The 24,516-nt window shown below is 45.3% G+C and carries 27 protein-coding genes and 2 tRNA genes; 23 read left to right on the top strand and 6 right to left on the bottom strand.

Annotated features, from left to right (window positions below):
• The first annotated feature begins 2 nt into the window (after positions 1-2).
• The 6 genes from NKMY2_RS00455 (at position 3) to NKMY2_RS00430 (ending at position 6,192) form a co-directional block, all read left to right on the top strand.
• Positions 3-1,070, top strand: coding sequence for a zinc-binding dehydrogenase (locus tag NKMY2_RS00455; protein WP_042683702.1), 1,068 nt, complete (start codon positions 3-5; stop codon positions 1,068-1,070).
• A gap of 120 nt (positions 1,071-1,190) precedes the next feature.
• Complete coding sequence (locus tag NKMY2_RS00450; RefSeq protein ID WP_052347420.1) at positions 1,191-2,222, top strand: sensor histidine kinase; 1,032 nt, start codon at positions 1,191-1,193, stop codon at positions 2,220-2,222.
• Positions 2,223-2,278: 56 nt separating this feature from the next.
• Complete coding sequence (locus NKMY2_RS00445; protein ID WP_052347418.1) at positions 2,279-2,584, top strand: hypothetical protein; 306 nt, start codon at positions 2,279-2,281, stop codon at positions 2,582-2,584.
• A 50-nt stretch (positions 2,585-2,634) separates the two neighbouring features.
• Complete coding sequence (locus NKMY2_RS00440) at positions 2,635-4,182, top strand: acyl-CoA carboxylase subunit beta (RefSeq protein WP_042683611.1); 1,548 nt, start codon at positions 2,635-2,637, stop codon at positions 4,180-4,182.
• Positions 4,183-4,187: 5 nt separating this feature from the next.
• Positions 4,188-5,675 (top strand): acetyl-CoA carboxylase biotin carboxylase subunit, encoded by a 1,488-nt coding sequence (locus tag NKMY2_RS00435; protein ID WP_042683610.1) that lies wholly within the window; start codon positions 4,188-4,190, stop codon positions 5,673-5,675.
• Positions 5,676-5,679: 4 nt separating this feature from the next.
• On the top strand, positions 5,680-6,192 hold the full coding sequence (locus NKMY2_RS00430) for an acyl-CoA carboxylase biotin carboxyl carrier protein subunit (RefSeq protein ID WP_042683609.1): 513 nt from the start codon (positions 5,680-5,682) through the stop codon (positions 6,190-6,192).
• 12 nt (positions 6,193-6,204) lie between these two features.
• Here NKMY2_RS00430 and NKMY2_RS00425 read toward each other — a convergent pair whose 3' ends face one another.
• Positions 6,205-6,678, bottom strand: a complete 474-nt coding sequence (locus NKMY2_RS00425; RefSeq protein WP_042683608.1) for a redoxin domain-containing protein — start codon at positions 6,676-6,678, stop codon at positions 6,205-6,207.
• Between the two features lie 159 nt (positions 6,679-6,837).
• On the opposite strand from NKMY2_RS00425, the gene NKMY2_RS00420 reads away from it, so the two are divergent.
• Genes NKMY2_RS00420 through NKMY2_RS00370 form a run of 11 tightly spaced genes read left to right on the top strand, consistent with a single transcriptional unit; the run spans position 6,838 to position 17,169 of the window.
• Complete coding sequence (locus tag NKMY2_RS00420; RefSeq protein ID WP_042683607.1) at positions 6,838-7,170, top strand: NADH-quinone oxidoreductase subunit A; 333 nt, start codon at positions 6,838-6,840, stop codon at positions 7,168-7,170.
• A 43-nt stretch (positions 7,171-7,213) separates the two neighbouring features.
• Positions 7,214-7,729, top strand: a complete 516-nt coding sequence (locus NKMY2_RS00415; RefSeq protein WP_042683606.1) for an NADH-quinone oxidoreductase subunit B — start codon at positions 7,214-7,216, stop codon at positions 7,727-7,729.
• 9 nt (positions 7,730-7,738) lie between these two features.
• Positions 7,739-8,293: an NADH-quinone oxidoreductase subunit C gene (locus tag NKMY2_RS00410; RefSeq protein ID WP_042683605.1), complete on the top strand. Its 555-nt coding sequence runs from the start codon at positions 7,739-7,741 to the stop codon at positions 8,291-8,293.
• Between the two features lie 2 nt (positions 8,294-8,295).
• Positions 8,296-9,429: an NADH-quinone oxidoreductase subunit D gene (locus tag NKMY2_RS00405; protein WP_042683604.1), complete on the top strand. Its 1,134-nt coding sequence runs from the start codon at positions 8,296-8,298 to the stop codon at positions 9,427-9,429.
• On the top strand, positions 9,430-10,734 hold the full coding sequence (nuoH, locus tag NKMY2_RS00400; protein ID WP_042683603.1) for an NADH-quinone oxidoreductase subunit NuoH: 1,305 nt from the start codon (positions 9,430-9,432) through the stop codon (positions 10,732-10,734).
• Complete coding sequence (locus NKMY2_RS00395; RefSeq protein WP_042683602.1) at positions 10,735-11,232, top strand: NADH-quinone oxidoreductase subunit I; 498 nt, start codon at positions 10,735-10,737, stop codon at positions 11,230-11,232. It begins immediately after the preceding gene.
• Positions 11,225-11,737, top strand: a complete 513-nt coding sequence (locus NKMY2_RS00390; RefSeq protein ID WP_042683601.1) for an NADH-quinone oxidoreductase subunit J family protein — start codon at positions 11,225-11,227, stop codon at positions 11,735-11,737. The genes NKMY2_RS00395 and NKMY2_RS00390 overlap by 8 nt, the downstream gene beginning before the upstream one ends.
• Entirely contained in the window at positions 11,718-12,023 is a 306-nt protein-coding gene (gene nuoK / locus NKMY2_RS00385) for an NADH-quinone oxidoreductase subunit NuoK (protein ID WP_042683600.1), read from the top strand. The genes NKMY2_RS00390 and nuoK overlap by 20 nt, the downstream gene beginning before the upstream one ends.
• Positions 12,023-13,597: a complex I subunit 4 family protein gene (locus NKMY2_RS00380; protein WP_042683599.1), complete on the top strand. Its 1,575-nt coding sequence runs from the start codon at positions 12,023-12,025 to the stop codon at positions 13,595-13,597. Before nuoK ends, NKMY2_RS00380 begins: the two co-directional genes overlap by 1 nt.
• Position 13,598: 1 nt before the next feature.
• Entirely contained in the window at positions 13,599-15,671 is a 2,073-nt protein-coding gene (locus NKMY2_RS00375; RefSeq protein ID WP_042683598.1) for an NADH-quinone oxidoreductase subunit 5 family protein, read from the top strand.
• 10 nt (positions 15,672-15,681) lie between these two features.
• The gene (locus NKMY2_RS00370) at positions 15,682-17,169 is read left to right on the top strand and encodes an NADH-quinone oxidoreductase subunit N (RefSeq protein WP_042683597.1); all 1,488 of its coding nucleotides are present in this window, start codon (positions 15,682-15,684) and stop codon (positions 17,167-17,169) included.
• On the opposite strand, the gene NKMY2_RS00365 is transcribed toward NKMY2_RS00370, so the two are convergent.
• Together NKMY2_RS00365 and NKMY2_RS00360 are read right to left on the bottom strand one after the other, a co-directional pair.
• Positions 17,153-18,004 carry a polyprenyl synthetase family protein gene (locus tag NKMY2_RS00365; protein WP_042683596.1) on the bottom strand — a complete coding sequence of 284 codons (852 nt, stop codon included), beginning with the start codon at positions 18,002-18,004 and terminating at the stop codon, positions 17,153-17,155. The genes NKMY2_RS00370 and NKMY2_RS00365 overlap by 17 nt on opposite strands.
• 48 nt (positions 18,005-18,052) lie before the next feature.
• A tRNA-Glu gene (locus NKMY2_RS00360) sits at positions 18,053-18,143 on the bottom strand.
• A gap of 79 nt (positions 18,144-18,222) precedes the next feature.
• On the opposite strand from NKMY2_RS00360, the gene NKMY2_RS00355 reads away from it, so the two are divergent.
• Both NKMY2_RS00355 and NKMY2_RS00350 read left to right on the top strand, forming a co-directional pair.
• Complete coding sequence (locus NKMY2_RS00355) at positions 18,223-18,870, top strand: iron-containing redox enzyme family protein (protein ID WP_042683595.1); 648 nt, start codon at positions 18,223-18,225, stop codon at positions 18,868-18,870.
• Between the two features lie 30 nt (positions 18,871-18,900).
• A tRNA-Ile gene (locus NKMY2_RS00350) sits at positions 18,901-18,974 on the top strand.
• A gap of 189 nt (positions 18,975-19,163) precedes the next feature.
• On the opposite strand, the gene NKMY2_RS00345 is transcribed toward NKMY2_RS00350, so the two are convergent.
• Positions 19,164-19,364, bottom strand: coding sequence for a hypothetical protein (locus tag NKMY2_RS00345; RefSeq protein ID WP_157832400.1), 201 nt, complete (start codon positions 19,362-19,364; stop codon positions 19,164-19,166).
• 244 nt (positions 19,365-19,608) lie between these two features.
• Between NKMY2_RS00345 and NKMY2_RS00340 the strand changes: the two genes are divergently transcribed.
• Positions 19,609-20,034 carry a hypothetical protein gene (locus tag NKMY2_RS00340; protein ID WP_042683593.1) on the top strand — a complete coding sequence of 142 codons (426 nt, stop codon included), beginning with the start codon at positions 19,609-19,611 and terminating at the stop codon, positions 20,032-20,034.
• Positions 20,027-20,368 (top strand): DUF202 domain-containing protein, encoded by a 342-nt coding sequence (locus tag NKMY2_RS11075; RefSeq protein WP_076613352.1) that lies wholly within the window; start codon positions 20,027-20,029, stop codon positions 20,366-20,368. Before NKMY2_RS00340 ends, NKMY2_RS11075 begins: the two co-directional genes overlap by 8 nt.
• Here NKMY2_RS11075 and NKMY2_RS00335 read toward each other — a convergent pair.
• Entirely contained in the window at positions 20,257-21,474 is a 1,218-nt protein-coding gene (locus tag NKMY2_RS00335) for a cation:proton antiporter (RefSeq protein WP_042683592.1), read from the bottom strand. The two genes, NKMY2_RS11075 and NKMY2_RS00335, sit on opposite strands and share 112 nt — an antisense overlap.
• A 394-nt stretch (positions 21,475-21,868) precedes the next feature.
• Positions 21,869-22,669 carry a hypothetical protein gene (locus tag NKMY2_RS00330; RefSeq protein WP_238549720.1) on the bottom strand — a complete coding sequence of 267 codons (801 nt, stop codon included), beginning with the start codon at positions 22,667-22,669 and terminating at the stop codon, positions 21,869-21,871.
• Between the two features lie 352 nt (positions 22,670-23,021).
• Between NKMY2_RS00330 and NKMY2_RS00325 the strand changes: the two genes are divergently transcribed.
• Together NKMY2_RS00325 and NKMY2_RS00320 are read left to right on the top strand one after the other, a co-directional pair.
• Positions 23,022-23,864, top strand: a complete 843-nt coding sequence (locus NKMY2_RS00325; RefSeq protein ID WP_042683591.1) for a hypothetical protein — start codon at positions 23,022-23,024, stop codon at positions 23,862-23,864.
• 123 nt (positions 23,865-23,987) lie between these two features.
• A complete protein-coding gene (locus NKMY2_RS00320; RefSeq protein ID WP_042683590.1) occupies positions 23,988-24,419 on the top strand; it encodes a DoxX family protein in 432 nt (143 codons plus the stop codon).
• The last annotated feature ends 97 nt before the right edge of the window (positions 24,420-24,516 follow it).

Genomic DNA, 24,516 nt, shown 5'->3' with positions numbered 1-24,516 from the left:
TTGTGAAGGCACTAGTATACGAAGAATATGCGCCAGACGACGATTACAAGAAAATCCTCAAGATAAAAGACATTCCAGAACCAAAGCCGAAATCAAACGAGGTTGTGTTCAAGGTAAGGTTTGCCGGCCTTAACCATGATGACATCTGGGGCATGAGGGGAAAGCCGATCCAAATCCCGATGCCGCACATATCGGGCACGGACGCGGCAGGCGAGGTGGTGGCAATAGGAGAAGACGTGACTGGCATCAAAGTAGGAGATAGGGTCGTGTCGCACGGAAACATTTCATGTCGAACCTGCAGGGCGTGCACAAGTGGCCGGGAATACGACTGCAAACAAAGAAAGGTCTGGGGGTTTCAGACCGGGCCCCTGTGGGGTGGATACTGCGAAGTCACGCACCTTCCCGAAGTAAACGTGGTGAAAATTCCAGACAACATCAGCTATGAGGAGGCAGCTGCCGCATCGATGGTGCTCACTACCTCCTGGCACATGCTGGTGGGCCGCGCAAAAATCAAACCAGGCCAAACCGTCCTGATAATGGGCGGGGGATCCGGCATGGGAACCTTTGGAATTCAAATTGCAAAACTGTACGGCTGTGATGTTATCAGCACCGCAAGCTCTGACAAGCTTGAGAAATGCCTCAAGCTTGGAGCAGACTATGCAGTTGATCACAGAAAGGACGACTGGCACAAAGAGGTATTTTCAATATCAAAGGAACTGGCAAAAAAGAAAAACGAGCCGCCGGGAATCGATGTCATCTTTGAGCACATCGGGGGCTCGCACTGGAACAAGGAGCTTACACTTCTCAAGTACGGCGCCACGCTGGTAACGACTGGTGCCACCACCGGGTATGACGTGCAGACTGATCTAAGGCACATCTTTTTCAAGGGAACAAACGTCTTGGGCTCAACGCAGGGAACAAGGGCGGAGCTGGAGGAGGCAATGCATTGGATGTCAAGGGGAAAAATCAGATCAATAATCGACTCTGTATACTCGCTTGAGGACGCGGTGGATGCGCACACAAAGATGCTCAAAGGGAACGTCTTTGGCAAGATCCTGATGAAGCCATAGCCAAACCCCTTTTGTTTAAAACCATGACTGGCGTGTCCGGTACGCCGGTTGGTCTTTAAAGCAAGCTTATCTGATTCAAACAGATTATTGGTTATCATGTTCTAAAATGCCCAATTCTTGTTGACAAAGTTCATTCGTAAAAACACAGAGACGGATTTGCCTGACAAGAAAGGAAGAATGATATATTTTTCAAAATCCCCATCTGAAAACGCAGAAACAGACCTGGAAAGTCATCCAAGAGATCAGGGCCCTGACCATAAGGAATTTGATAAACTGACAAAAAGCCCAGACGACCAAGTTTCAATTGATGATATAGACAAAAAGCAAGATAGGATTGTTACCATTAACAACATAATCAAGGAAGAGGAAAAGCAGATAAAAGATATTCAAACACTAATCCAGCAGCAATCAAAAAGCCTGGACCAGGCAAAAAAGCTCTTAAGGGAAAAACAATCCCTGCTACAGACTGAGTTTAACAGAAAAACAAGCCAGTTCTCCAGCTCTGACAAGTTTTCAATAGTTGGAGAGTTTTCGTCAAAGATGGCACACGACATAAGAAATCCGCTATCTGTGATAAAAGTGCAGGTGGATCTTTTAAAATTGCGCTACTCAAAACAGGAGGACAAGATACTGCTTGACTCACTTGGAAGAATGGAGAGGGCCGTAGGCGGAATCACTACCCAGCTTGACGACGTCTTGCATTTTCTTAAGGAGCGCTCACTGCATATTGAAAACATTGGCATATTGAAAATACTGGAAGAGTCGCTTTTCTACATAGAAAAGCCTGAAAACATAACAATTGAGCTCCCGACAAATGACGTCACCATTCTATGTGATAAAATTGGAATGCAGCGAATATTTACAAACATAATTCTAAACTCCATCCAGGCAATGAACGACAACGGAACGATCTCGATTCAAGCCTTTGAGCAAAATGACGACGTTGTAATCACAGTAAAAGATACTGGCCCCGGGATCCCAGACCAGTACATGCACAAAGTCTTCGAGCCACTGTTTACAACAAAAAGGGGTGGAACCGGACTTGGATTGTCAATATGCAAGAAGATCATCGATGAGCACAACGGTTCAATCAGGGTAGAAAACAACCCTACCACATTTACCATAACGATTCCAAAAATCCAACACCAGTAACACCAATCCGCCATCTGATAGAAGCTTAAAATTATTCCATCTAATCGAACAAATCAATGACTGAGATTGAGCCAAAAAAGAACGAGCAGGAAATGCCATACCAGATACCGCCCTACAAACCGGCACACATTCTCAGTCCGGAATTCAGGGGAACCTCAAACTACGAGGTGGGAATAACGGATCTGCTCAAAGAAAAAATGGAAAGGCTAGATCGGCTAAGAAGCGATCCTGAAGCAAATACTGCCGACATTCGCCAGGCCGAAGAGGATCTAAAAACCCTTGATTGCCTATATGAGAATTTTAACATTGGAATGAACGTCTTTAGAACCGCAAAAGGCGGGCGGGACAAAATTACAGAATAGCCGTTCTAAAATTAATATAGCCTACGTTGCGCCATTTGTTGCGGGGCTACATGCATTCTGATAAGATTGAAAAATTTTTAGAAAAACAAAACACAGCGCTTGCAAGTGGCGGACAGGACAAGATACTGGCCCAACACGAAAAGGGAAAACTCACCGCACGGGAACGAATCAACCTGCTCCTGGATGAGGGCAGCTTTACCGAGCTTGACTCCCTTGTGACTCATCATTATTATGAATACGATATGCAGAAAAAGAAATTCTTCACTGACGGCGTAATTACCGGATATGGCACAATTTCCGGACGACAGGTCTTTGTGTTTGCTTATGATTTTACTGTTCTTGGTGGCACGCTAAGTCAGATGGGCGCCAAAAAAATAACAAAGGTCATGGACCATGCAACCCGAACCGGCTGCCCGATAATTGGAATCGCCGACTCTGGCGGCGCGAGAATTCAGGAGGGAATTCTGAGTCTGGACGGATTTGCAGACATATTTTACCACAACGAGATTGCGTCTGGCGTGGTTCCGCAAATCACTGCAAGCATCGGGCCGTCTGCAGGCGGAGCCGTGTACTCTCCTGCAATGACTGACTTTGTCATCATGGTGGAAAAGGCCGGAACGATGTATGTCACCGGGCCCGAAGTTGTCAAGACAGTCCTTGGGGAGGAAGTGTCGTTTGAGGATCTCGGCGGTGCGATGACGCACGGAACAAAAAGCGGAGTCGCTCACTTTGTTGCAAAAAACGAGTACGACTGCATGGATAAAATCAAAACCCTGCTCTCATACATCCCGTCAAACAATGCAGAAGAGCCCCCGATAGTTGCAAATGATGACGATCCAAACAGGATGGATCACAATCTGATAAACAAAATACCTGACAACTCTCTTCAGCCATACGACATGAAAGAAATCATCCACTCTATTGTTGACAATCATACCTTCTTTGAAATCCACGAGCTTTTTGCACCTAACGTAGTTGTCGGATTTGCAAGAATGAACGGAAGAACAGTTGGAATTGTCGCAAACCAGCCGCTTTTTCTTGCAGGCGCGCTAGACATCGACTCTTCAAACAAGGCATCACGATTCATCAGGTTCTGCGACTGCTATGGAATCCCAATAATCACACTAGTTGATACTCCAGGATACATGCCGGGAACAAACCAGGAGCACAACGGAATAATTCGACACGGCAGCAAACTCCTCTACTCGTACTGCGAGGCAACCGTTCCAAAAATAACTCTGGTAATTGGAAAGGCATACGGCGGCGCTTACATTGCGATGGGCAGCAAAAACCTTCGAACCGATGTCAACTATGCGTGGCCTACTGCACAGATAGCAGTGCTTGGCTCGGAGGCCGCAGTTAAGATCATGAACAAAAAGGATCTTGACAAGGCAAAAAACCCAGACGAGCTCAAAAAGCAGCTGACGGCTGAGTTTAATGAGAAATTTGCAAACCCCTACGTTGCGGCATCCACCGGCTCAGTCGATGCAGTCATCGATCCTGCCCAAACAAGACCAATGCTGATCAAAGCGCTTGAAATGCTTGTAAACAAACGAGACAGACAGCTTCCGCGAAAACACGGAAACATCAACTTGTGATTAATATGATAAAAAAAGTCCTTATCGCAAACAGGGGGGAAATAGCCCTACGGGTGATCAAGACGTGCAAGGCACTTGGCATCAAAACAGTCGCGGTCTATTCTGATGAGGACTACAACTCGTTGCACGTAAAGCAGGCAAACGAATCGTATCATATCGGCAAGGCAGCTCCAAAGGAAAGCTACCTGAACCAGGAAAAAATCATGGAAGCGATTCTTGCATCTGGTGCAGATGCTGTCCATCCGGGATACGGATTTCTTTCTGAGAACTCTGACTTTGCAAAACTTTGTGAGGATAACAAGATCAACTTTATCGGCCCGTCATCTGCGTCCATGGACCTTTGCGGCGACAAGATGAGATGCAAGTCTGCAATGCTAAAAGCAAAGATCCCAACCATCCCTGGAAGCCCGGACCTGGTAAAAGACGTCGAGGAGGCACTAAACATTGCAAACAAAATCGGATACCCAGTTCTGCTAAAGTCAGTTTATGGCGGAGGGGGAAGGGGAATCCGACTCGTAAACACTGACAAGGAATTGCGCGAGGCGTTTGAAACAGTAACTGGCGAGTCGATAGCGGCATTTGGAAAATCGGCAATTCTTGTTGAAAAGTTCCTTGAAAAAATCCGCCACATTGAATACCAGTTGGCCCGAGACAAGCACGGTCACGCAGTCCACATATTTGAAAGGGAGTGCTCCATTCAGAGGCGCAACCAAAAGCTCATCGAGCAAACGCCGTCGCCGGTAGTTGATCAGAAAACGAGGGATAGCATCGGGGAGCTGGCAGTCAAGGCAGCTGAGGCAGTCGATTACACGAATCTTGGAACGGCGGAATTTCTGAGGGCTGACAACGGAGAATTTTACTTTATTGAAATTAATGCCAGGTTGCAGGTGGAGCACCCGATCACAGAACTTGTTTCTGGGCTGGATCTTGTAAAACTGCAAATTGATATTGCAAACGGGGAGCCGATTCCGTTCCAGCAAAAAGATCTCAAAATGAACGGCTATGCAATTGAGTGCAGAATAAACGCCGAAGACACGTTTTTGGACTTTGCCCCGTCTACTGGCCCCGTGCCCGATGTCACAATTCCGTCAGGTCCTGGGGTTCGCTGTGACACTTATCTGTATTCTGGATGCACCGTTTCGCCATACTACGACTCGCTCATGGCAAAGCTTTGCGCGTGGGGGCAGAACTTTGAAGAGTCAAGAACTCGAATGCTCAACGCGCTAAATGATTTCTACATTCAGGGCGTGGAGACATCGATTCCACTTTACAAGACAATTCTCAAGACAGACGAGTACAAAAAAGGCAATCTTTCAACAGACTTTCTGAAAAGATACGGAATCATTGACAAGCTGACCCAAGACATCAAAGACGAAAAACTTGAAAATAAAGAGTCTGCACTCGCTGCAGCCATAATGCATTCTGAATATCTCAAAAGCAGGGTAAAGAGTTCGCCAACTGGAAGCTCGTCATGGAAAAATAAACTGGATTGATGACATGGAATACAAAATAGAAGATGTCACAGGAACGTTTCAGGGCCAAATCCTCAAAAATTTGGGGAACAACGAGTACGTAATTAAGATAGATTCCCAAGAGCACCAGCTCAAAGTTCTCAGCATGAATTCCCGAGGAATCGAATTCATCTTGGATCAGAAATACCACAAAGTCAAGTATCTTGAAAACACGACTGCCCAGATGAATCTGGTAGTTGACGGAATTCCCATGAAAATAAACACGAATTCCAAGTTTGCTGAAATTGTTTACAAAAATACCGGCGGTGCCGACAGTGGAGATGCGCAAACAAGTCTGCGAAGCCAGATACCTGGAAAGGTTGTCTCGGTAAATGTAGAAGACGGCACAAATGTCAAAAAAGGCGACGTCGTGTGCGTTTTAGAGTCAATGAAGATGCAGGTCTCAGTCAAATCTCACAAGGACGGCGTAGTCAAAAAGATCAAAGTCAAAGGCGGAATGTCCGTTGCTAAAAACGACATCTTGGCGGAAATAGAATAAAATAAAGAAAAATTAATTTCCTTTCTTTAGAAAGTCAATTATTTCTTGATAGTTTGGTTCAACTAGAGGACTTTCCGAGACCCACTTGTACCTGACGGTTCCGTTTTCATCCAATACGAAAACAGAGCGCTTTGCTGCATCGTATCCCTTGACGTGCAAAAGATCTGGCATCAGTATGTCATAGTCTCTAATTGTTTTGCTTTTGTAGTCTCCAAGAACTGGATAGTTGAGGTTGAATTTTTCTGCAAAAGCCTTGTTTGCAAATGGACCATCGTTACTTATTCCAATCACTTGGGCACCGAGATTTGATATCTCGCCCCATCTGTCTCTGAACGTGCACATTTCCGTGGTGCACACAGGAGAGCTTGCAGCTACGAAAAATGACAAAACTACTTTTTTGCCTTTGAACTCGCTCAGTTTTCTCATTTTTAATTCTGTATCAACAAGCTCAAATTCCGGAGCTCTGTCGCCAATATTTACGGCCATGAGTTACAACTTGGTTTTGTCATATATCAATCATAATGAGATCATAATTTAGATCGCGTTTTTTTGTGCATTTTTTTTGCATAGCTTTTTATATTATCAATAGGGTGTCAAGCTGATTTGGTTGGGGAATATGCTGCTAACTTTAGTCATGTTCTTCTGATGTTTGGATTTGCTATAGTTGCAGTAGGGCCGGCACTCTTGTTATCACGTATGATTTCGCCACGGAGGCGAAGCAATCCAGTAAAGTTCCTTCCGATGGAATGCGGCCAGGTACCTCAAGGCGAAGGAAGAACTCACTTTATGATGCAATATTATGCGTATGTCTTGATGTTTGTTGTTTTTGACGTAATGTCGATTTTCCTGTATGCTTGGGGAAGCACGTTGCTTAATCTTCCAAAAACTGCGACTTTGCCAATTATTGCGTTTTTGGGAATCATGTTTGCGGCAATGGCATTTGCACTCTATCAGTCAAAGAGGCGAAACATATGGTAAATTTTATTACTCATATCCAAAGTAGCAGAGGCGAGGGATTACTTTGCTAAAGGAACTCATAACCCCGCAGAACGCAAACGTGTTTGTCGGCAAGCTGGGAGACATCCTAGTCAAGGCAATAGATGCGCCGCTGGGCTACGCCATTAACTGGGGCAGGCTGTGGTCGCTCTGGCCTGTGCACATCGAGACTGCGTGCTGCAGTGTGGAGTTTGGCGCCGCGTCAGGCCCACGATACGACGTCGAGAGATTTGGAATCATTGAAGCATTTGGATCCCTTCGACAATGTGACCTAGTCGTGGTACAGGGAACGATCACGAGAAAGATGGCGCCTCGACTCAGACTGGTATATGATCAAATGCCAGAGCCGAAATACGTTATCGCTATGGGCGCATGTGCCATTACTGGCGGATTATACTTTGACTCGTACAACGTCCTGCCGGGAATCGACGGAATACTTCCCGTCGACGTGTATGTCCCAGGCTGCCCCCCTAGACCTGAGACCCTCATACAAGGATGTATGCTACTACAAGAAAAAATCAAAAGGATGAAGGCTAGGTAGAAAATCCTCATGAGCCAACCAGAATCCCCCGAAACAAAACCAGTAGCAACAGCACAACCTCAAAAGGAGCTGCCAAAATTTGAAAAATCAATAGCTGACAAGCTTGAGGGTAAGTTTAGCTCAAAAGTTGCAATTGAATTCGTAAAGCCGACTAGAATTCGAGTAAAAGTAAAGAAAGAAGACGTGCTTGACGTGGCAAGGTTCCTCCGGGACGAGATCCATTTCGATCATGCAGAATCCGTAACCGGCGTTGACTATCCTGATCAAAAAGAAATCGAGGTCGTGTATCACCTTGGATCCTACACCGATCCCGAGCTGTCAAAGCAGGTTTTGACATTGGCAACAAGAGCTCCCCGCGAGGAAAACCCGAACCCTGGAAACGACAGCACCCGCCTGCCAAGTCTTAGAGATATATTCTACAGCGTAGAGTTTCACGAAAGGGAGTGTTTTGAAATGTTGGGAGTTTACTTTGAGAATCATCCAGATAATAGACGACTGCTCCTGCCTGAAGACTGGGCAGACTTACCACCAATGCGCAAGGACTTTAAGATAAAGGGAAGATAGAGATGACCACTCAGCTACCGCCTGGATTGCAATTGGAGAAACTAAACGAGCGCATCATGACGCTCAACGTAGGCCCACAGCATCCTGGCTCCGGACACATGAGGCTTGTAATCAAAGTCGACGGCGACTATATCGTATCATGCGATCCAGATCCTGGCTATGTCCACAGGGGGGAGGAGAAGATGGCAGAGTACAGAAACTATATCCAAAACATTCCCCACCTTGAAAGGCCTGTAATTCATGATTCCTGTAATGTGCTGTACCCGTACTGCCTGGGAGTAGAAGAGCTTCTCGGTGTCGAGGTGCCAGAAAGAGCGCAATACCTCAGGGTAATAGCGTCTGAACTCAACAGGTGCGTTTACATCCAATACTGGCTTGCAATATACGGAATATTTCTTGGGCATTCTACGATGTTCATGTGGCCAGCCGGCGACAGAGAGCTGTTCATCGACCTCCTGGAAAAGATGACAGGTGCCAGAGTGACGCACGCATTTTTTGTCCCAGGCGGAATAAGAAATGACGTTCCTGCAAACTTTGAGGACATGTGTCTCAAGCGCGTCAATTATTTTGAAAAACGAATCAAGGAATACGCCGCAATATTTTACGATAACCCAATCCTGATATCTCGAACACGCGGGGCGGGAGTTCTGTCACGAGATGACGCCATACGCCTTGGAACAACGGGCTCTACTCTGCGCGCAAGCGGCGTCGACTTTGACCTGAGAAAAAAAGAGCCATACGACGTATATAGCGAACTTGATGTCCACTCTAACGTTCTAAAGGACGGCGATTCCTATGCACGATCAAAAATCCCATGGCTTGACATGCTTGAAAGCTGCAACATCATCAGACAAGCGCTGCAAAAAATGCCCAAGTCCGGCTCCGTCAGAGTAAAGCTAAAGCCAAATCCAAAGGGAGGAAACGACGAAGTCTACAAGCGCGTAGAATCGGGACGCGGCTCACTTGGATGCTATATCGTTTCACGCAGCAAGCCAGAACCATACCGAGTCAAGATGAGCGTTGGCTCCTTTAGGAATCTGATCTGCATGCCGTACCTGCTAAAGGGAGAAAAATTAGGAAACATGCCAGCGGTTTATTGGAGTCTTAACTACTGGCCGGTGGAGGCTGACCGATAAATGTCCGCCATTGCACCAAAGTTCCGCTTCAGCTATTTCCTAAAGTCCATTCTCGATAATGTGTTTTGGATAGTTACTCTCTTTACGTTAATTGGAATCCCGCTTGTAATGATACTCTTGTTCTACATCGAGCTTCCTGTAATCAATGGCAAGAAGCTCCTGGACCCATACCTTGCACTGACCACCCTGGCTGATCCGTCAAGGCAGATCCCGATGCTAAAATCGATTATCCACTCTGACTTTTTTAGAATAACTGCATTTCCAGGATTTGGATTTGCAGCACTGCTTGCGGCTGCAACGATTTTTATCGAAAGAAAAATGCTTGCCAAGCTACAGCTCAGGGTAGGGCCGTTCTACTGTGGAAAGGTGGAGGGAATATTGCAGCTCATGGGAGACGGGCTAAAACTGATATCAAAAGAAATCATCATTCCGGCAAAAGCGGACAAGCCGATATTTTGGGCAGCGCCGGTGCTTTTTGTAGCAACCGCGGCTGCATTTGTGTCTCTAATCCCGGTTGCAAGCGGCGGATGGGTCGTTGCAGACGTAGATGTTGGGCTGTTGGCAGTCTTTGCAGTAATTGGATTCTTCCCCGTCATCACAGTCCTGTCGGCCTGGTCTGCAAACAGCAAGTACCCGTTCATCGGCGGACTGAGGGCACTGCACCAGATGGTCTCGTTTGAAATCCCGCTAATTCTGTCAGTCCTTGGAATCGTAATTCTTACCGGCACGCTGAACCTGACAGAAATTGTCCAAAGCCAGGATACCTACTGGTGGATTGTCTTCCTGCCGATAGGCGCAATCGTGTTCTTTATCGCCATTTTAGCAGAACTTGAAAGAATTCCATTTGACCTCCCGGAGGCAGAAAGCGAAATCGTCGCAGGATGGCTCACCGAATTTTCAGGAATGATGTACGGGCTGGTCCAGCTGGGATCATACGTCAAGCTGTACGCGTTTGCAGCCTTGTTTGTCGTGCTGTTCCTGGGCGGATGGCACGGACCAATGGTGTGGCCGCCGTTCCCAGAAGAAATCATCACAAACGGCATAACTATGGGGCCGATAACTGTGCACCTGCCAGGACTGCCCCTGTTTGATCAGCAAATGCTCAACGACGTTCTCTGGTTCGTGATAAAAACAATGGGCGTCATATTTGTCATACTGCTTCCAAGGGGTGTGTTCCCAAGAATCAGAATTGATCTTCTGCTGCACATTGGATGGTACAAATTAATCGGCCTGTCTTTCGTTAACATCTTTATAGCACTCGGCTTGCTGTATGCAGGAGTACTAGGTCCAGGGGGAATATTGTAAATGGGAACAGCTACTGGAATTATCAAAGCATTAAACTCTGGAATAAAGCATCTTGCCGTAAAGCGATTCACACTCAGATACCCAGAACAAAAACTAAAGTTTGTAGGGGACGGATACCAGTTTGATCCAACAACCGGTGTCGGAATAGCAGGATACAAGGGAAGGCACATGCTGTTCCACGACAAGTGCACAGGGTGCCAGCTGTGTGCCATTGCATGCGAGGGAGTGGCAGAGGCAATCGGCATGGTCAAAGTGCAAGAGGACTGGAAACAAAACAAAAAGGGAATAATGCCGCAAATCGATTATGGCAAGTGCGTCTTTTGCGGGCTGTGCGTTGACGCATGCCCATTTTATGCGCTATACATGACAAACGACTACGAGTTATCATCATTTACAAAAGAGGCGCTAATCTACACGCCTGCCCAGCTGCAGGTAAAGCCGTACGTGCAGCAAGACGCAGAAATCGTATTTGATGCAAGGGGTGCGACACATGGCTGACTCGGTGTTTCTGGCAATATCTGTTCTGACAATCGGCTCTGCAATTGCCGCACTTGAAGTGCGCTCTCTGATTTACGGCTCTATCTCGCTAATGGGAACGCTCGGGGGAATCGCAGGATACTTTTTGCTGCTTGACTCTCCGTTTGTCGCAATGTTCCAAATCGCAGTATACATCGGTTCTATCGCAGTTCTGATACTGTTCACAGTTATGCTTGTGAGGCGCCAGCTCATCTTCACCAAAGTAGAGGATCCGAGAAGAAGATACGCTGGAATCGGACTGATGCTGATAATGATGGTGGCACTTGGAGCAATAATCTTAAGCTCCGGAATAAAGACAATTCAAACCGATGCGCCGCCAATTGACTTTAGAACAATAGGCGCGGACTTTCTCACGTATTACTGGCCTGCACTGATACTGATGGCATTAATTCTGGCGTCGTCTGTAGTTGGCGCGCTGACACTTGCAAGAAGGGAGGACATGGAAGATGACCAACGAACTAATTGACTTTGTAATTATATCAATTGCACTGCTTGCAATTGGAATCTACGGCGTGTCGGTAAAGCGAAATGCAATCCGCATGCTATTTGCAATTGAAATCATAATCAACGCAGCAAACCTTAACTTGGTTGCATTTGCACGATTCATCCCAAACAGCCAGGGACAGACGTTTGCATTATTCTCAATCGCGATCGCCGCAGCCGAAGTGGCAGTCGGGCTCGCACTGATCATAGTAGCATACAGAATGTACAAGAACGTGGACATTGCAGAATTTAGGAGCTTGAAGGGCTAATGGAATTTGCATTACTTCAGGCAGTCTTCCTGCCATTGTTATTGGCACCAGTAGCATACATCCTTGGAAGAAAGGTAGGCCCGACTGCGGCAACCTGGTTTACATTCGGACTGCTCCTCTACTGCACGTTCCTTGTGATAAGCGTCGCACTGAGCGGAAACTACGAGGAACACTATACCTGGACTAAGCTTTTCGGAGAGTTCGGCTTCAAACTGGATGGTCTTGCGATTCCGTTTGCAGTAATAATCTACGTGCTAAGCACAATTCTCGCACTGTACTCAAAGCCATACATGATACACAAGTTCAAAGAGTTCTTCGAGGAGCACGCGCACGACCATTCCAGCGAATCTGGAGCCGGCCAGTCCACTGCACTAGTGGAATCATCTGCCATGACAAGCTATGTGAACCACCAGTCAGGACTGTACTTTGCGCTGTATCTCGTATTTGCAATGGGAATGCTTGGAACCGTCCTTGCAACAAACCTGATAGAATTTTACATATTTTTTGAGGTAATGCTGATCCCCGGTTTCTTCCTAGTGGCATTCTGGGGAGACGGGCCGAGACGAAGAATCTCGCTGATGTTCCTATTCTGGACCCATGCGGGCGCAGTGGTGCTGCTGCTGGGATTTCTGACAATCGGACTTAACGTTGGAAGCTTTGACTTTACGGCGATACAGGAATCAAAGATTCCGTCAGATGTCGTGATGCTTGCCGCAGTTGCAATAGTAATCGGACTTGGGGTAAAGCTTGCCGCATTTGTTTTCCACATCTGGCTGCCGTATGTCCACGGCGCCGCACCGACACCAATCAGTGCGCTCTTGTCTCCTGCGATGATCGGAATCGGAGCATACGGAATATTTCGACTAATCATTGAATTTCTGCCAAACCAATATGCTGAGATGGCCCTCTGGCTCCACATATGGGGCCTTGCCACCATGATTTACGGCGGAGCGATGGCACTCATGCAAGACGACATGAAGCGGCTGCTGGCATATTCTAGCATATCTCAAATGGGATACATTTTGTTTGGAATCGGTTCTTACTCTACTTTGGGACTTGCAGGAGCGGAGATGATGTATGTGACCCACGGACTTGGTAAGGCTCTCCTCTTCATGACTGCCGGCGTACTGATAGTCCAAGTGGGATCGAGAAGCCTAAGCAAGCTTGGCGGGCTGGCAGGAAAAATGCCAATCACCGCAGTGTGCGGCGTTATAGGCGCACTCACAATCATAGGAGTTCCGCCAACTAGCGGCTTCATGGGAGAATGGACACTGTTCTACGGCGCACTGGAAACTGCAATCAAGGATCACGCGGCAACCGGCTCTGTCCTAAGAATGGTCACGTTCGGACTCGGCCTTGTGGCAACCGTACTTACAATGTCTTACATGCTGTGGATGCTAAAGCGGGTGTTCTTTGGAAAGCTTCCAGAAAATCTTTCTCACGTCAAGGAGGCAAGCTGGTACATGACTGCCCCAATGATGGTGCTTGCAGGATTTACCATAGTTGTTGGCCTGTATCCTGACATTTTCTTTAACGACATAATTCCATATATGAAGGGAGTTTTGGGTGCATAACATGGAACTGATACCTGGATTATCACTTGACCTCGGACTACAAGCCTGGGCAATATGGATACTTCCTTTTGTCGCAGCTCTGATACTGCCTGCAGTGGGCAAGGCCTCCAAGAGGGCAACTGGCTGGGTGGCAATAGCATTTGCACTGGCCAGCGCGCTTTGCGCAGTGTCACTTCTTCCGGGGGCACTGGAAGCGCAGGAAGTGCATGACCAGGTAAACTGGATCTCGTCAATAGGCATCAAGGCCGGAGTCCTAGCTGATCCTCTTGCAGTGATAATGGCAAACGTTGTCGGCTGGATTGCGTTTTTGATTATAGTGTACAGCACAGGATACATGAAAGGGGACAAGGACATTGTCAGGTTCTGGTTCTGGATGATGTTCTTTATCGGATCGATGCAAATCATCGTGCTCTCAGACAACCTGCTAATGATGTTCTTTGGATGGGAGGGAGTGGGCCTTGCGTCATATGCCCTCATCGGGTTCTGGTATCGTGACAAGGCCAAAGACCACGTGGGCGTTCAAGGAAGGAAGGTGCTTGGATTGATGGACTACTACTCCCCTACACACGCCGGAATGAAGGCGTTCATCATGACCAAAGTAGGAGACATCATGATGCTCTCTGGCATGTTTTTGATATTTGCATTTGCAGGAACGTTTGGATTTAGGGAATTAATGCATGACACCGCATGGGCAACCTCAATGCAGGCCCAAGGCCTGCTTGTACCTGCAGCAGTGTTGCTGTTTGGCGGAGCAATCGGCAAGTCCGCCCAGTTCCCGCTAAACGAGTGGCTGCTAGAGGCAATGACTGGCCCGACTGCAGTATCTGCACTCATTCACGCAGCAACCATGGTAAAGGCAGGAGTGTTCCTGGTTGCAAGAATCGGGCCGCTGTTCTTTGCGCTGGCAGCAGCCGGATTTGCACTGGACCAGTTCTTCATGGTGATAGCCTGGGTTGGAGCAATAACTGCGATACTGCTTGCAACGCAGGGAATGGTAAATCCTGAAATCAAAAAGGTACTTGCGTATTCGACTGGCTCTCAAATTGGCTACATGATGCTGGCACTTGGCGTGGCAGGACTCTCAAAGCAGTTCGTTGACGGATACACTGCAGGATTCTTCCACTTGATTTCACATGCAATGTTCAAGGCCTCCTTGTTCATGGCAGCAGGATCTCTTCTACACGTTGTGGGATCTAGGTTCATGACTGACATGGGCGGCCTGCGAAAGCACATGAAAAAGACATACGCGTTCATGTGGGCAGCAGGGCTTGGCCTGATGGGCGCGCCGTTTATCACTACTGGATTTTGGAGCAAGGACGCAATATTTGCAGCAGTGTACGAGTCTGGAAGCGAGTGGGCATTGCCATTATTTGCAATAGCAGTACTCACTGCGGTAATCACCGCATTCTATACAACAAGAATGATCGGCATGGTCTTCTTTGGAGACAAGAGCAAGCACATAGAGCACATGGAAAAAGAAGGACACCACGTGCACGAGGCGCCCCTCTCAATGTGGGTGCCATACGGAATACTTGCAGCGCTGACAATTGGAATCGGAGTAATTGGACTGACAGCAGAACATGGAATTCACGAACTGTTCACAGAATACCTTGCACACACGTTCCACATCGAGTCTGCGCACGTGGAAGCAGAGTCCGGCATTGGAATTCCGTTCCTTGAGGGAATCAACCCCGTCGCACTTGGCGCATCGCTTGCAGCATTTGCAATAGGTGCAGGCCTTGGGTACGTGTTCTATATCGGAAGATTTGTAGACCCAGTCAAGTTTGTAAACTCTAACATTTTCTTTTACTCTCTTCACAAGGTAATACTAAACAGATGGTACCTCAACGCCATGGTATACTGGTGCTTTGTCGTAGCGCCGCTTTGGTTGGCAAGGGGAGTCTGGAGATACTTTGAAAAGACAGCAATTGACGCCGGCATGAACATGGGAGTCGAGCGCGCAGTTGGCTGGAGTGCCAAAGTAGTGCAAAAGACTCAGACTGGCGTTGCACAATCATATCTTTACGTATTTGGAGCTGGAATACTTTTCGTAGTCCTGTTTTTGTTCATTTAGGAGACATGGCATGATCGAAATAACTTCTCCACCGGTAATCCTAATAGCGATACTTGGAACAATCGGAATGATTCTTCCGGTAATTAGCATACTGAGAAAAGAAAAGGGCTCGTCCTCGCTGTACGGCGCAATCGCATTTGGCGCACTCATCGCATCGATAGGATACGTAGTATACGAGGTATTCACAAACCAGATACCACAGTCTGCGCTGTTCTCAGGCGATGTACTTGCAAACGACTCGTTTAGCGCGCTGTTTGCAATCGCAATGCTAATCGTGTCAATCATGACAACTGTCGGCTCGTTTAACTTCATGAGGGGCCAGTCGCACCCTGCAGTCTACTACTCCCTGATACTGCTATCCACAATCGGAATGGTGCTTGTCGCATATTCGACTGACTTGGTAATGCTCTTTGTCGCATGGGAGCTGATGAGCATCCCGACATACGTCCTTGCGGGATTCATGAAAAAGAACCCAAGCTCAAACGAAGCGGCACTCAAGTACTTTTTGTTTGGCGCACTGTCGTCTGCAATCATAGTTTACGGAATCTCGCTTGTATACGGACTGACCGGCTCTACAAACATCGGAGTCGTGATAGCAGGCCTTGCAACTCTGGATCCGCAGATGATGCCGCTTGCCATACTGGCAGTGGGAATGTTCATTGCGGGATTTGGATTCAAGATGGGACTTGTCCCGTTCCACATGTGGCTTCCTGACACCTACGAGGGCGCACCTCCTACCATAACTGCGCTGCTTGCAGCAGGAACCAAAAAGGCAGGATTTGCAGCCGCACTCAGAGTAATAATAATGGGAACTGTGGCGCTGAACCTGGACTGGTCGTTTGCGCTTGCAGTAATCGCGGTAATGACAATGACTGTCGGAAACGTTGCAGCCATAATGCAAAAGAACATCTCAAGAATGCTTGCTTACTCTAGCATCGGGCACGCAGGATACATTCTCATAGGCCTGGCAGTCGCACCGTTTACGATACTTGGAATCCAGGGCTCTCTGTTTCACATTTTAAACCATGCAGTCATGAAGGGTGCTGCATTTATCGCAATTGCGGGAATAGTAGTCGCACTTGGCATAACGAACATCGACAAGCTAAAGGGGCTTGGCAGGAAAATGCCAATCATATCAATTGGTTTGGTAATATCTCTGCTTGCGCTTGCAGGCGTTCCGCCGACAGCCGGATTCTGGAGCAAGCTGATGCTCTTTGGCTCAGCGCTTGACACTGGCGTGCCGTCGTGGGCCCCATGGCTTGCAATAGCCGGCGTGCTAAACAGCGCACTCTCTCTGGCTTACTATGGTTGGATAATTCGCAAGATGTACTTTGAAGGGGAGACAGAAAAGAGAATCGCAGAGCCCAAGTCAATAATTGCAGTGATGATATTCTCAATCATCTTCCTAGTCGGAATAGGAGTCTATCCGGATCCGATAATTGACTTTACAAAGACTGCGGTGCCTTCGCTTAGCGCCCTGATTACACCTTCAGGGTAGTAAATTTCAGCAGGAACTCTAAATGCGATTTTGCGTTGCTCTCTGAAATCTTTCGCAAACTAGTGTTTGCCTTGTCTGCATAATCCTTTAGCAGTTTTTCCATGTGGTTGAAAACGTCGCGGGGGTCTGCACTCTTTTTCACAAGCAAGTTGAACAGCTTGTCCTCGTTTTTCCAGTCTATGAGGTCATCTCTTATCTGGTATGCGATGCCGATGTTTTTTCCATACTCTGATAATGCCATTATCTTTTCTTCGTCACCGCCCCCGATTATTGCGCCAAGCCTTGCGGCTGTCTCAAAGGCAACGGCAGTCTTGTACTCTATGACCTTTAGGTAGTCGTCAAACGTTACGTCCTCGCTTGTCTCAAGCCTTGTCTCTATGACCTCGCCTTCACTCATCAGCATCGCAGTGTTTGCCAGGTCCTTTGTGACTCGCGGGTCGTTTAGTCGAGATGAAATGTTTAGTATTAATCCCAGGACAAAATCGCCAGTCAGAATGCTGGTGTTGTACCCGTATTTGATGTGGAACGGATCCTTGTAGCGCCTTGACGTCTCGTTGTCGATGATGTCATCGTGTATGACTGACTCTGTGTGCAAGAATTCAACTGCGCATCCCGCAATGTATGCGCGCTCGTCTATCTTTCCGACGCATTCTGCGGAAAGAAGCAGAATCAGCGGCCTGATTCTCTTGCCGCCGTCAATTGCGTATTTGAGCGGCTGCATAAACTCGGACTGCGAATACAGTGCAAGCTCTGATTCGAGTGCGTGATCAATTCTTGTAATATACTCCTTATACGTCTCAAATAATGGATTTATTTTCAGATTTTTTCGATCCAAAAAACTGCTCAAGTTTTCCTCTCACCTGAGATTATTAATAGTTGTAGGTGCTCCCGCCGGGATTTCCATCATAAGATTTTGGACCCGGGATCTCCGCCTTGAAAGGGCGACATGCTTGACCGGACTACACCACAGGAGCCCGTTTGCATCGCCGCATCGAGTCCTTAAAATCGTTTTGAACATGAAAGATTTTTTTATCGGCAGAACATCAGTACCACATGAACTCACTTTCAAAAAAAATTGATAATATCATAGAAGAAAAAAGCTTGCTAAAACACCCGTTTTACCAAATGTGGAGCGATGGAAAGCTCTCAATTGACTCACTTGCCGGATACTCAAAAGAATACTTTCAGATGGTAAAGGCAGTCCCGGGCTTTGTAGGGACGATCGCGTCATTTGCCCCAGAGTCACTAGTCACCGAAATCAAGGAAAACCAGGCAGAAGAGGCAGAGCACCTAGAACCGTGGATAAACTTTGCAGTTTCCTTGGGCGTCAATGACACCGAGGTTGTAAACTATTCTGGGCTGGAGAAAACAAACAGTGCAGTATCTGAACTATCTCAGTTAATCACAAATCTGGAATCTGGCGCAGTCGCAATGTATGCGTTTGAAAAAGAAATTCCAAAAATAAGCCACACAAAGCTGGAGGGGCTGGAAAAATTCTACAGCATCACTGCAAGCGAGGCGACCGAATACTTTAGGCTGCACATGGAGGCAGACATACGACATGCGGCAACATGGAGAAACATAATCGATGCCATACCTGAAGAAAGACACGATGAACTGATCCGTGTGGCAGAAAAATCCCTGTCTGCACAAAACCATCTGCTTGACAGCTGTTACGAAAACTACTGCCGAGCTCTATAACTTTTATACGCAAAAGAAATCTGTTTTTTGGGGCCCATAACTCAGCTTGGTAGAGTAACCGGCTCATAACCGGTGAGCCAAGGGATCGAAGCCCTTTGGGCCCATAAAATTTTCTTGGTTATGTTACTAACATCTTTTTATACAAATTTTGTATATGTACAGCATGGAAACAAGGCACGACTTGAGAAGACCACATTGCTCAAAAGCAGAGCCGCAAAAGTTTGTCAGCCACTCAAACGGAACAATATTCTACAAGTGTAAGAACTGCAATTATCTTGGAACAATCGAGGCTTTTACAGAGACCCTTCATGTTTCTGAAATATCACAATCGCATTGATCAGATCTTCTGACGCCTTTTCTAGCTGGACAAGTATTTTGTCGTAATCTGCAATCTTGGTTTTATCCGTCATGACGTTTCTCTGTGTTTTGATATCTACTATCGCATCTTCTACATTCTGAAATGCTTCCAGTGTTTTATCCAGAGATTTTGTCATACCGTTGGTGATTGTTTCATGCTTTTTAATCTGATGATAAAACAAAGACCACTATTCTAAATTTGCAATAAAAAATGTGTAGGTGTATTCTAAGCCCACCGATGACTTTCTGCCGTAGTTTGGGCTTCGCTACCCTCAGTACGATGAAGCCCTTTGGGCCTAACTGCTTGTTATTTAAAAAATAACATCACTGATGTCTGGTAATCTGTTAACAGTTAAGTATCATTTTAGAATAAGAGAAAACATGAAGCAAACAGAACGAAATCTGAAACATATGTTGTCGAAACTTCCAGACAACAAGCTCCGAATGCTTGCAGAGGGAATAGAAATAAGCCCATTTCCAATACTCATAAACAAAGAATACAAAAAGCGATTCGGCGGCGTGGATATCCGCCTAAAGAATTCATTGAAAAAACAGATTAGGGCAAAGCAAGTGGAACAAAAAAAACTATTGCGAAATATGTACGTGGAAATAAAAAAGCTTGAACAGCAATCAGTTTCCGTATCTGGCTTGGAGCAGCTCTCGGAAAAGTCGATTGCCCAGATTCATCGCAGACAAAAACACTTGGTAGTGAACATTGCTAAAAACGTGCGCGAACTGGCAAAATCATGCGAGCATAGTACGTTTCTCGAACGAGATCTTTCTGGCCTGTCTCGCAAGCATGTGTAGTGTCGTATGGACGAAAAAAAATCTTGACAGATCACAGCAACCTCTTGCAAACCAACGGATGTTTCTTACATGGCTTGGAACCTGCATAGTCCTAATTGGACTCGGGTTTGTAATTGCCAAGTTTAACGTATTCCTAACCGAGATTGGTTCGATCACAAATGTCTCAATTCCTCCTCAAGACTCGCTCGATTCACTATCTTTATTGCTTGGAATGGACGTGATTTACTCTTGCGCAATTTTGTCCTTTGAATGCTTAAGTGAGACTCTTGAGAGAATTGGGGCAAGAATTGTGGTGATAAATCCAACTGCCACTATAATTGAAAACATGGTATGATCTATCAGGCCTGCCTCAAGTCCAATAATCGCAATAACCAATTCAACCATTCCCCTACTATTCATAAGATATCCTATCGTTTTGCTTTCAACAGTTGAGAATCCAACAATTTTAGCTCCAATGAATCCTCCCCCAACTTTACCAATGATTGCAACTCCCAATAATGCCAAAAACAGTGGAAGGACAGGCGAAAGTGATTGAGCGTATAATTCAACTCCGATGAATGCGAAGAATACGGGAGAGAAGAAACCAAAAGTAATCTTTGAATACACATCATTAACGGTTTCAAAGTTTTCTTTCCCAATGACATCTCTGTAGATTATCAATCCTGCAAAAAACGTGCCAATTACAAAATGAAGTCCAGATTGTTCTGCAATCAGTGATATTGCAAAAGTCACTATGATTAAAATTGCAAAGCTTGACTCTTTTGTTTTTAATTTTGAAAATAGTGGCGAGATCTTAGTAGGAATCAGGTGTCTGATTTTGCCAAGTAAAAAGTCTAGCAGGAATATCCCGCCTACGAATGCAGCAATTTTGGCAGTCGAAAACACAATTTCGCTCACATTGACTCCATTAATTCCATCATCACCGTTAGCTACCATCTGCAAAATTATTGCTAGGATTACTAGAGATATTATGTCGTTAATTATTCCTGCAGTCATTACCGTAGTCCCAAGCTTGCTTTTTAGTAGACCGAATTCCATTAAGATAACTGCGCTTACTGGTACTGCCGTAATGGCAAGCGTCAGTGCAATAAATAACGAAGACACCATAGATTGTTCTAGTAACTGCATCAGGCCAAATGTAGATACAAACGGAATTGTAAATGCAAACAGAGAAAGAATTATTGCTTTTTTGCCTGCCTTTTTGATTTCTTCAGGATGCAGTTCCAAGCCCGCAAGAAACATCAGAAAGAAGACACAGAGATCTATTAATACCATAAATGAATCGTCTGTACGGACTAGATTCAATAACGTCGGCCCTATGATTACACCAGCTAAGAGATGTCCTACCATTGCAGGCATCTTTATTCTCTTGAAAGCTTCACCCAACACAATAGCAGATGTCAACATTACAAGTATGTTGAATACAAACGATTCAGACATAACTGATGTGATTCTTGTGTGTAGAAATTCTTATCTGTTATTTCAAGAAAATACTCAAATAATACATCTAGTCATCGGTACATTTATCGTGGATTAAATTAATTGTTCAATTCTTTGTATAGTTTTTCAAGATGAATTATATTTTTATTTGAATTTTCTAGTTTGTCAATAGTTTTTTTATTGTCATCACTGCATCTGTGCTTTTTTCATGCATTACACCAATTGATTCTTTTGAAAGTTTGTTCAATCCTGATTGAGACAATTCCACGCTGATCACAGGCTATTTCGCCAGTTTCGGGATCTGTGATTCTGATGATATTCCTACACTCATGTTTTTGTGTCAAACGTCATGGATACTAAATATTGATTTTAGTATTTTTCCAAAGGTAATTAATCACACCGGCTGCTCGGAATCAGAAAGACTGCTCTTTTTTTCTTTATGACTAAAGAATTTGAGCTTGATTATATATAAAATGCTCAGGGATGTCTCAACCATGATGGCCACTAGGATAAATGCCGGTATGTGAACCAAAAAATTGGGTACTTCTGTGAGTCTGGATTTTATCTCACCAACATCAAAAAATGTAGGGCTGAGCAAGAATATGCCCAATAATATGAGTGGCAGTAGTTTTGCGATATCTCTGGCAAGATCCTCGTTGTAATATGCGGTAATTCGAATTGCAATCACAAGAGAACTGGAGACAAGAAAAATCGTCTTTATTGACAGATCTTGGGCAAGAAAGAGCATGAAAAGCGAGTATGCCAAAAACCAGAGAAAAATTATGATTGGGAAAATGAAGATTTTTGTTGCTATGTATGCCGCAATTCTTGGTGCTGCTGAAATCTTTTCCCCACTCGATTTGAGTTTCCCGCCACGAAGACGTCTTTCAATATCATAGGAAAGAATATTCCTTTTCGCAAGAAATCGGTAGAAGTGAAAGATGAAAATTCCATAAACTACCATCCCGATTGAAAAGCTGATAAGATCATAGAATGAAGCCTCTTGGATTATGTTTTCTACAATCCTATTCAAATGCCCAATGACGAACTCCTCATTCAGATTATCTAATTCAATAGTCTCAGCTGCATGAACTGAATTTGATATCAATGGTAAAAACACGAGCAATAAGATCACAAATACAAATTTTGATACAATAATCCTGTCTTTCATCCTAGCTAAGAAAGTGTCTTGCATTAATGAGCATTTTGTATAACCGAGATATTAAATTAAGTAGTGACATATGGGCTGATAACGTATTTTTCAGGGCTCTTGCGGTGGTAATGCCAAGCTGTAGATTTTCAATAATACATCCGCGTTTTTTGCAGATTCAATCAATAAAGACTTGATCTTACTTCTGCCTTCGTGATGCCCAACTGACACCGAGCACAAGTGACCACTTATGTATTCGATGAGCCCTGTTTTAGCACGACATTTCTGTTTGGAAGAGTTCCGACGTATTGCCATTTTTACTAGATAAATCTTCAGTTAAAATCAAATTTAATCAAAGGTTATAGTCCTAGGAGATTGTTTTTCCTTAGACAACAAAATGTCACAACATCTAAAACACAAAAAATTTGCCATAACGGCGGCAATAATAGGAGTTATTGCTGCAGGTGCAACTGGTGCGTATTTTATTCCAGCCCAAACCGCCCCTACTACAATCCCGCCAACCGTACAAGATATAGAAGAAGGAAAAGCAGTTGACATTGCTCAGCGATTTGTTCGCGGGGAATCGCCTACATTTACCTTTGACGGAATTGCAGATACTGTAGATTTGGTTGGTGTTACTGCCATGCCAAATCCACAAGAATATGAGATAGTGATACAATTCACGTCAGCACATGGTGGATTTGGAAATAGGGAGGGGCAGATGCTAACGCAAGCGCTCACGCCTCATGAAATGCGAATTCTGATTTCAGAAGGTTCTGTAATATCTGCAGTGATCGATGAGACATGGGACGAGTTGAATAATCAATACGTACTAAAACCACAGCCCAAACTGCCGTCTCATGACAGTCCAGTCACACCGTTTGAAGGAGAAGTCACTGACTATGCGTCGTTGGTCGAGGCCATCAGGTCACGCGGTATTCTGGTAGAGCATGTTGAGGAGATTGCAGCCGAAAGCTCATCGTTTTCTGTTCCAACCCAGGTCATATCAGTTGGAGGTGCAGATGTTCAAGTCTTTGAGTTCCAAAGCGAATCTGACGCACAAGCATCAGGTCTTACTGTGTCCGATGACGGCACCGAGATTGGAACCAGCATAATTCACTGGATTGACACGCCGCACTTTTACACAAAAGGCAAACTAATTGTTCTGTATGTAGGACAAAACCCCGAGATGACGAATCTGCTTGAATCACTTTTAGGCACACAGTTTGCTGGAATGTGAGTAAAAGCATTTTCTTATTTTTTGATTTTACAATTGTAAAGTACGAGTTTTATATTTCAGATGATCATATTTTACAATTGTAAAGCTGGGTGTTTTTGTATCTGGCATTACTTCATCAAATCAATGAGTACAAGTTTAAGCGAAAACGTCGCAAAAACCAGTAGGTTACACGAGATAACATACTGGGGAATCAGATCTTCAGTCGGCGTCATCTTTATTGCATATGGTCTGCAAAAATTTGACCCTGTCTGGAGAGATCTGTTGGTGGGTTTTGGGCTTCCACCTGAGCTGCAAATTCCAATCGCACTAGCTGAAACCATTGGTGGAATAGCTCTGATTGTTGGAGTGTTGACCAGAATAACTGGTGCAATATTTAGCATAATCTTGGTTGACGCAATATTTCACATTAGGTGGGAAAAGGGGTTTTTCATAGCAAAGGGCGGCTGGGATTATGATTTGGCACTACTTGCAATGGTGCTGTTCATAATAGTGGCAGGTTCAGGAAGTCTTTCAATTTCCTCTCGTTTGAAGAGAATCCCAAACTTTCTTCAATAATGCCGTTTTTGGCACAATTTATTTTTTTTATTATGTGGTAGTTTTACTCTTCATTGGCTGACTGCAATTTATGGGAGAGTTTGAGTTGCGCTTTTTC

This window comes from Candidatus Nitrosotenuis chungbukensis, from assembly GCF_000685395.1.
In the GTDB taxonomy this organism is placed as follows: domain Archaea; phylum Thermoproteota; class Nitrososphaeria; order Nitrososphaerales; family Nitrosopumilaceae; genus Nitrosotenuis; species Nitrosotenuis chungbukensis.
The sequence above is the reverse complement of the archived record's forward strand: the minus strand, read 5'-3'. Positions and strand labels throughout refer to the sequence as shown.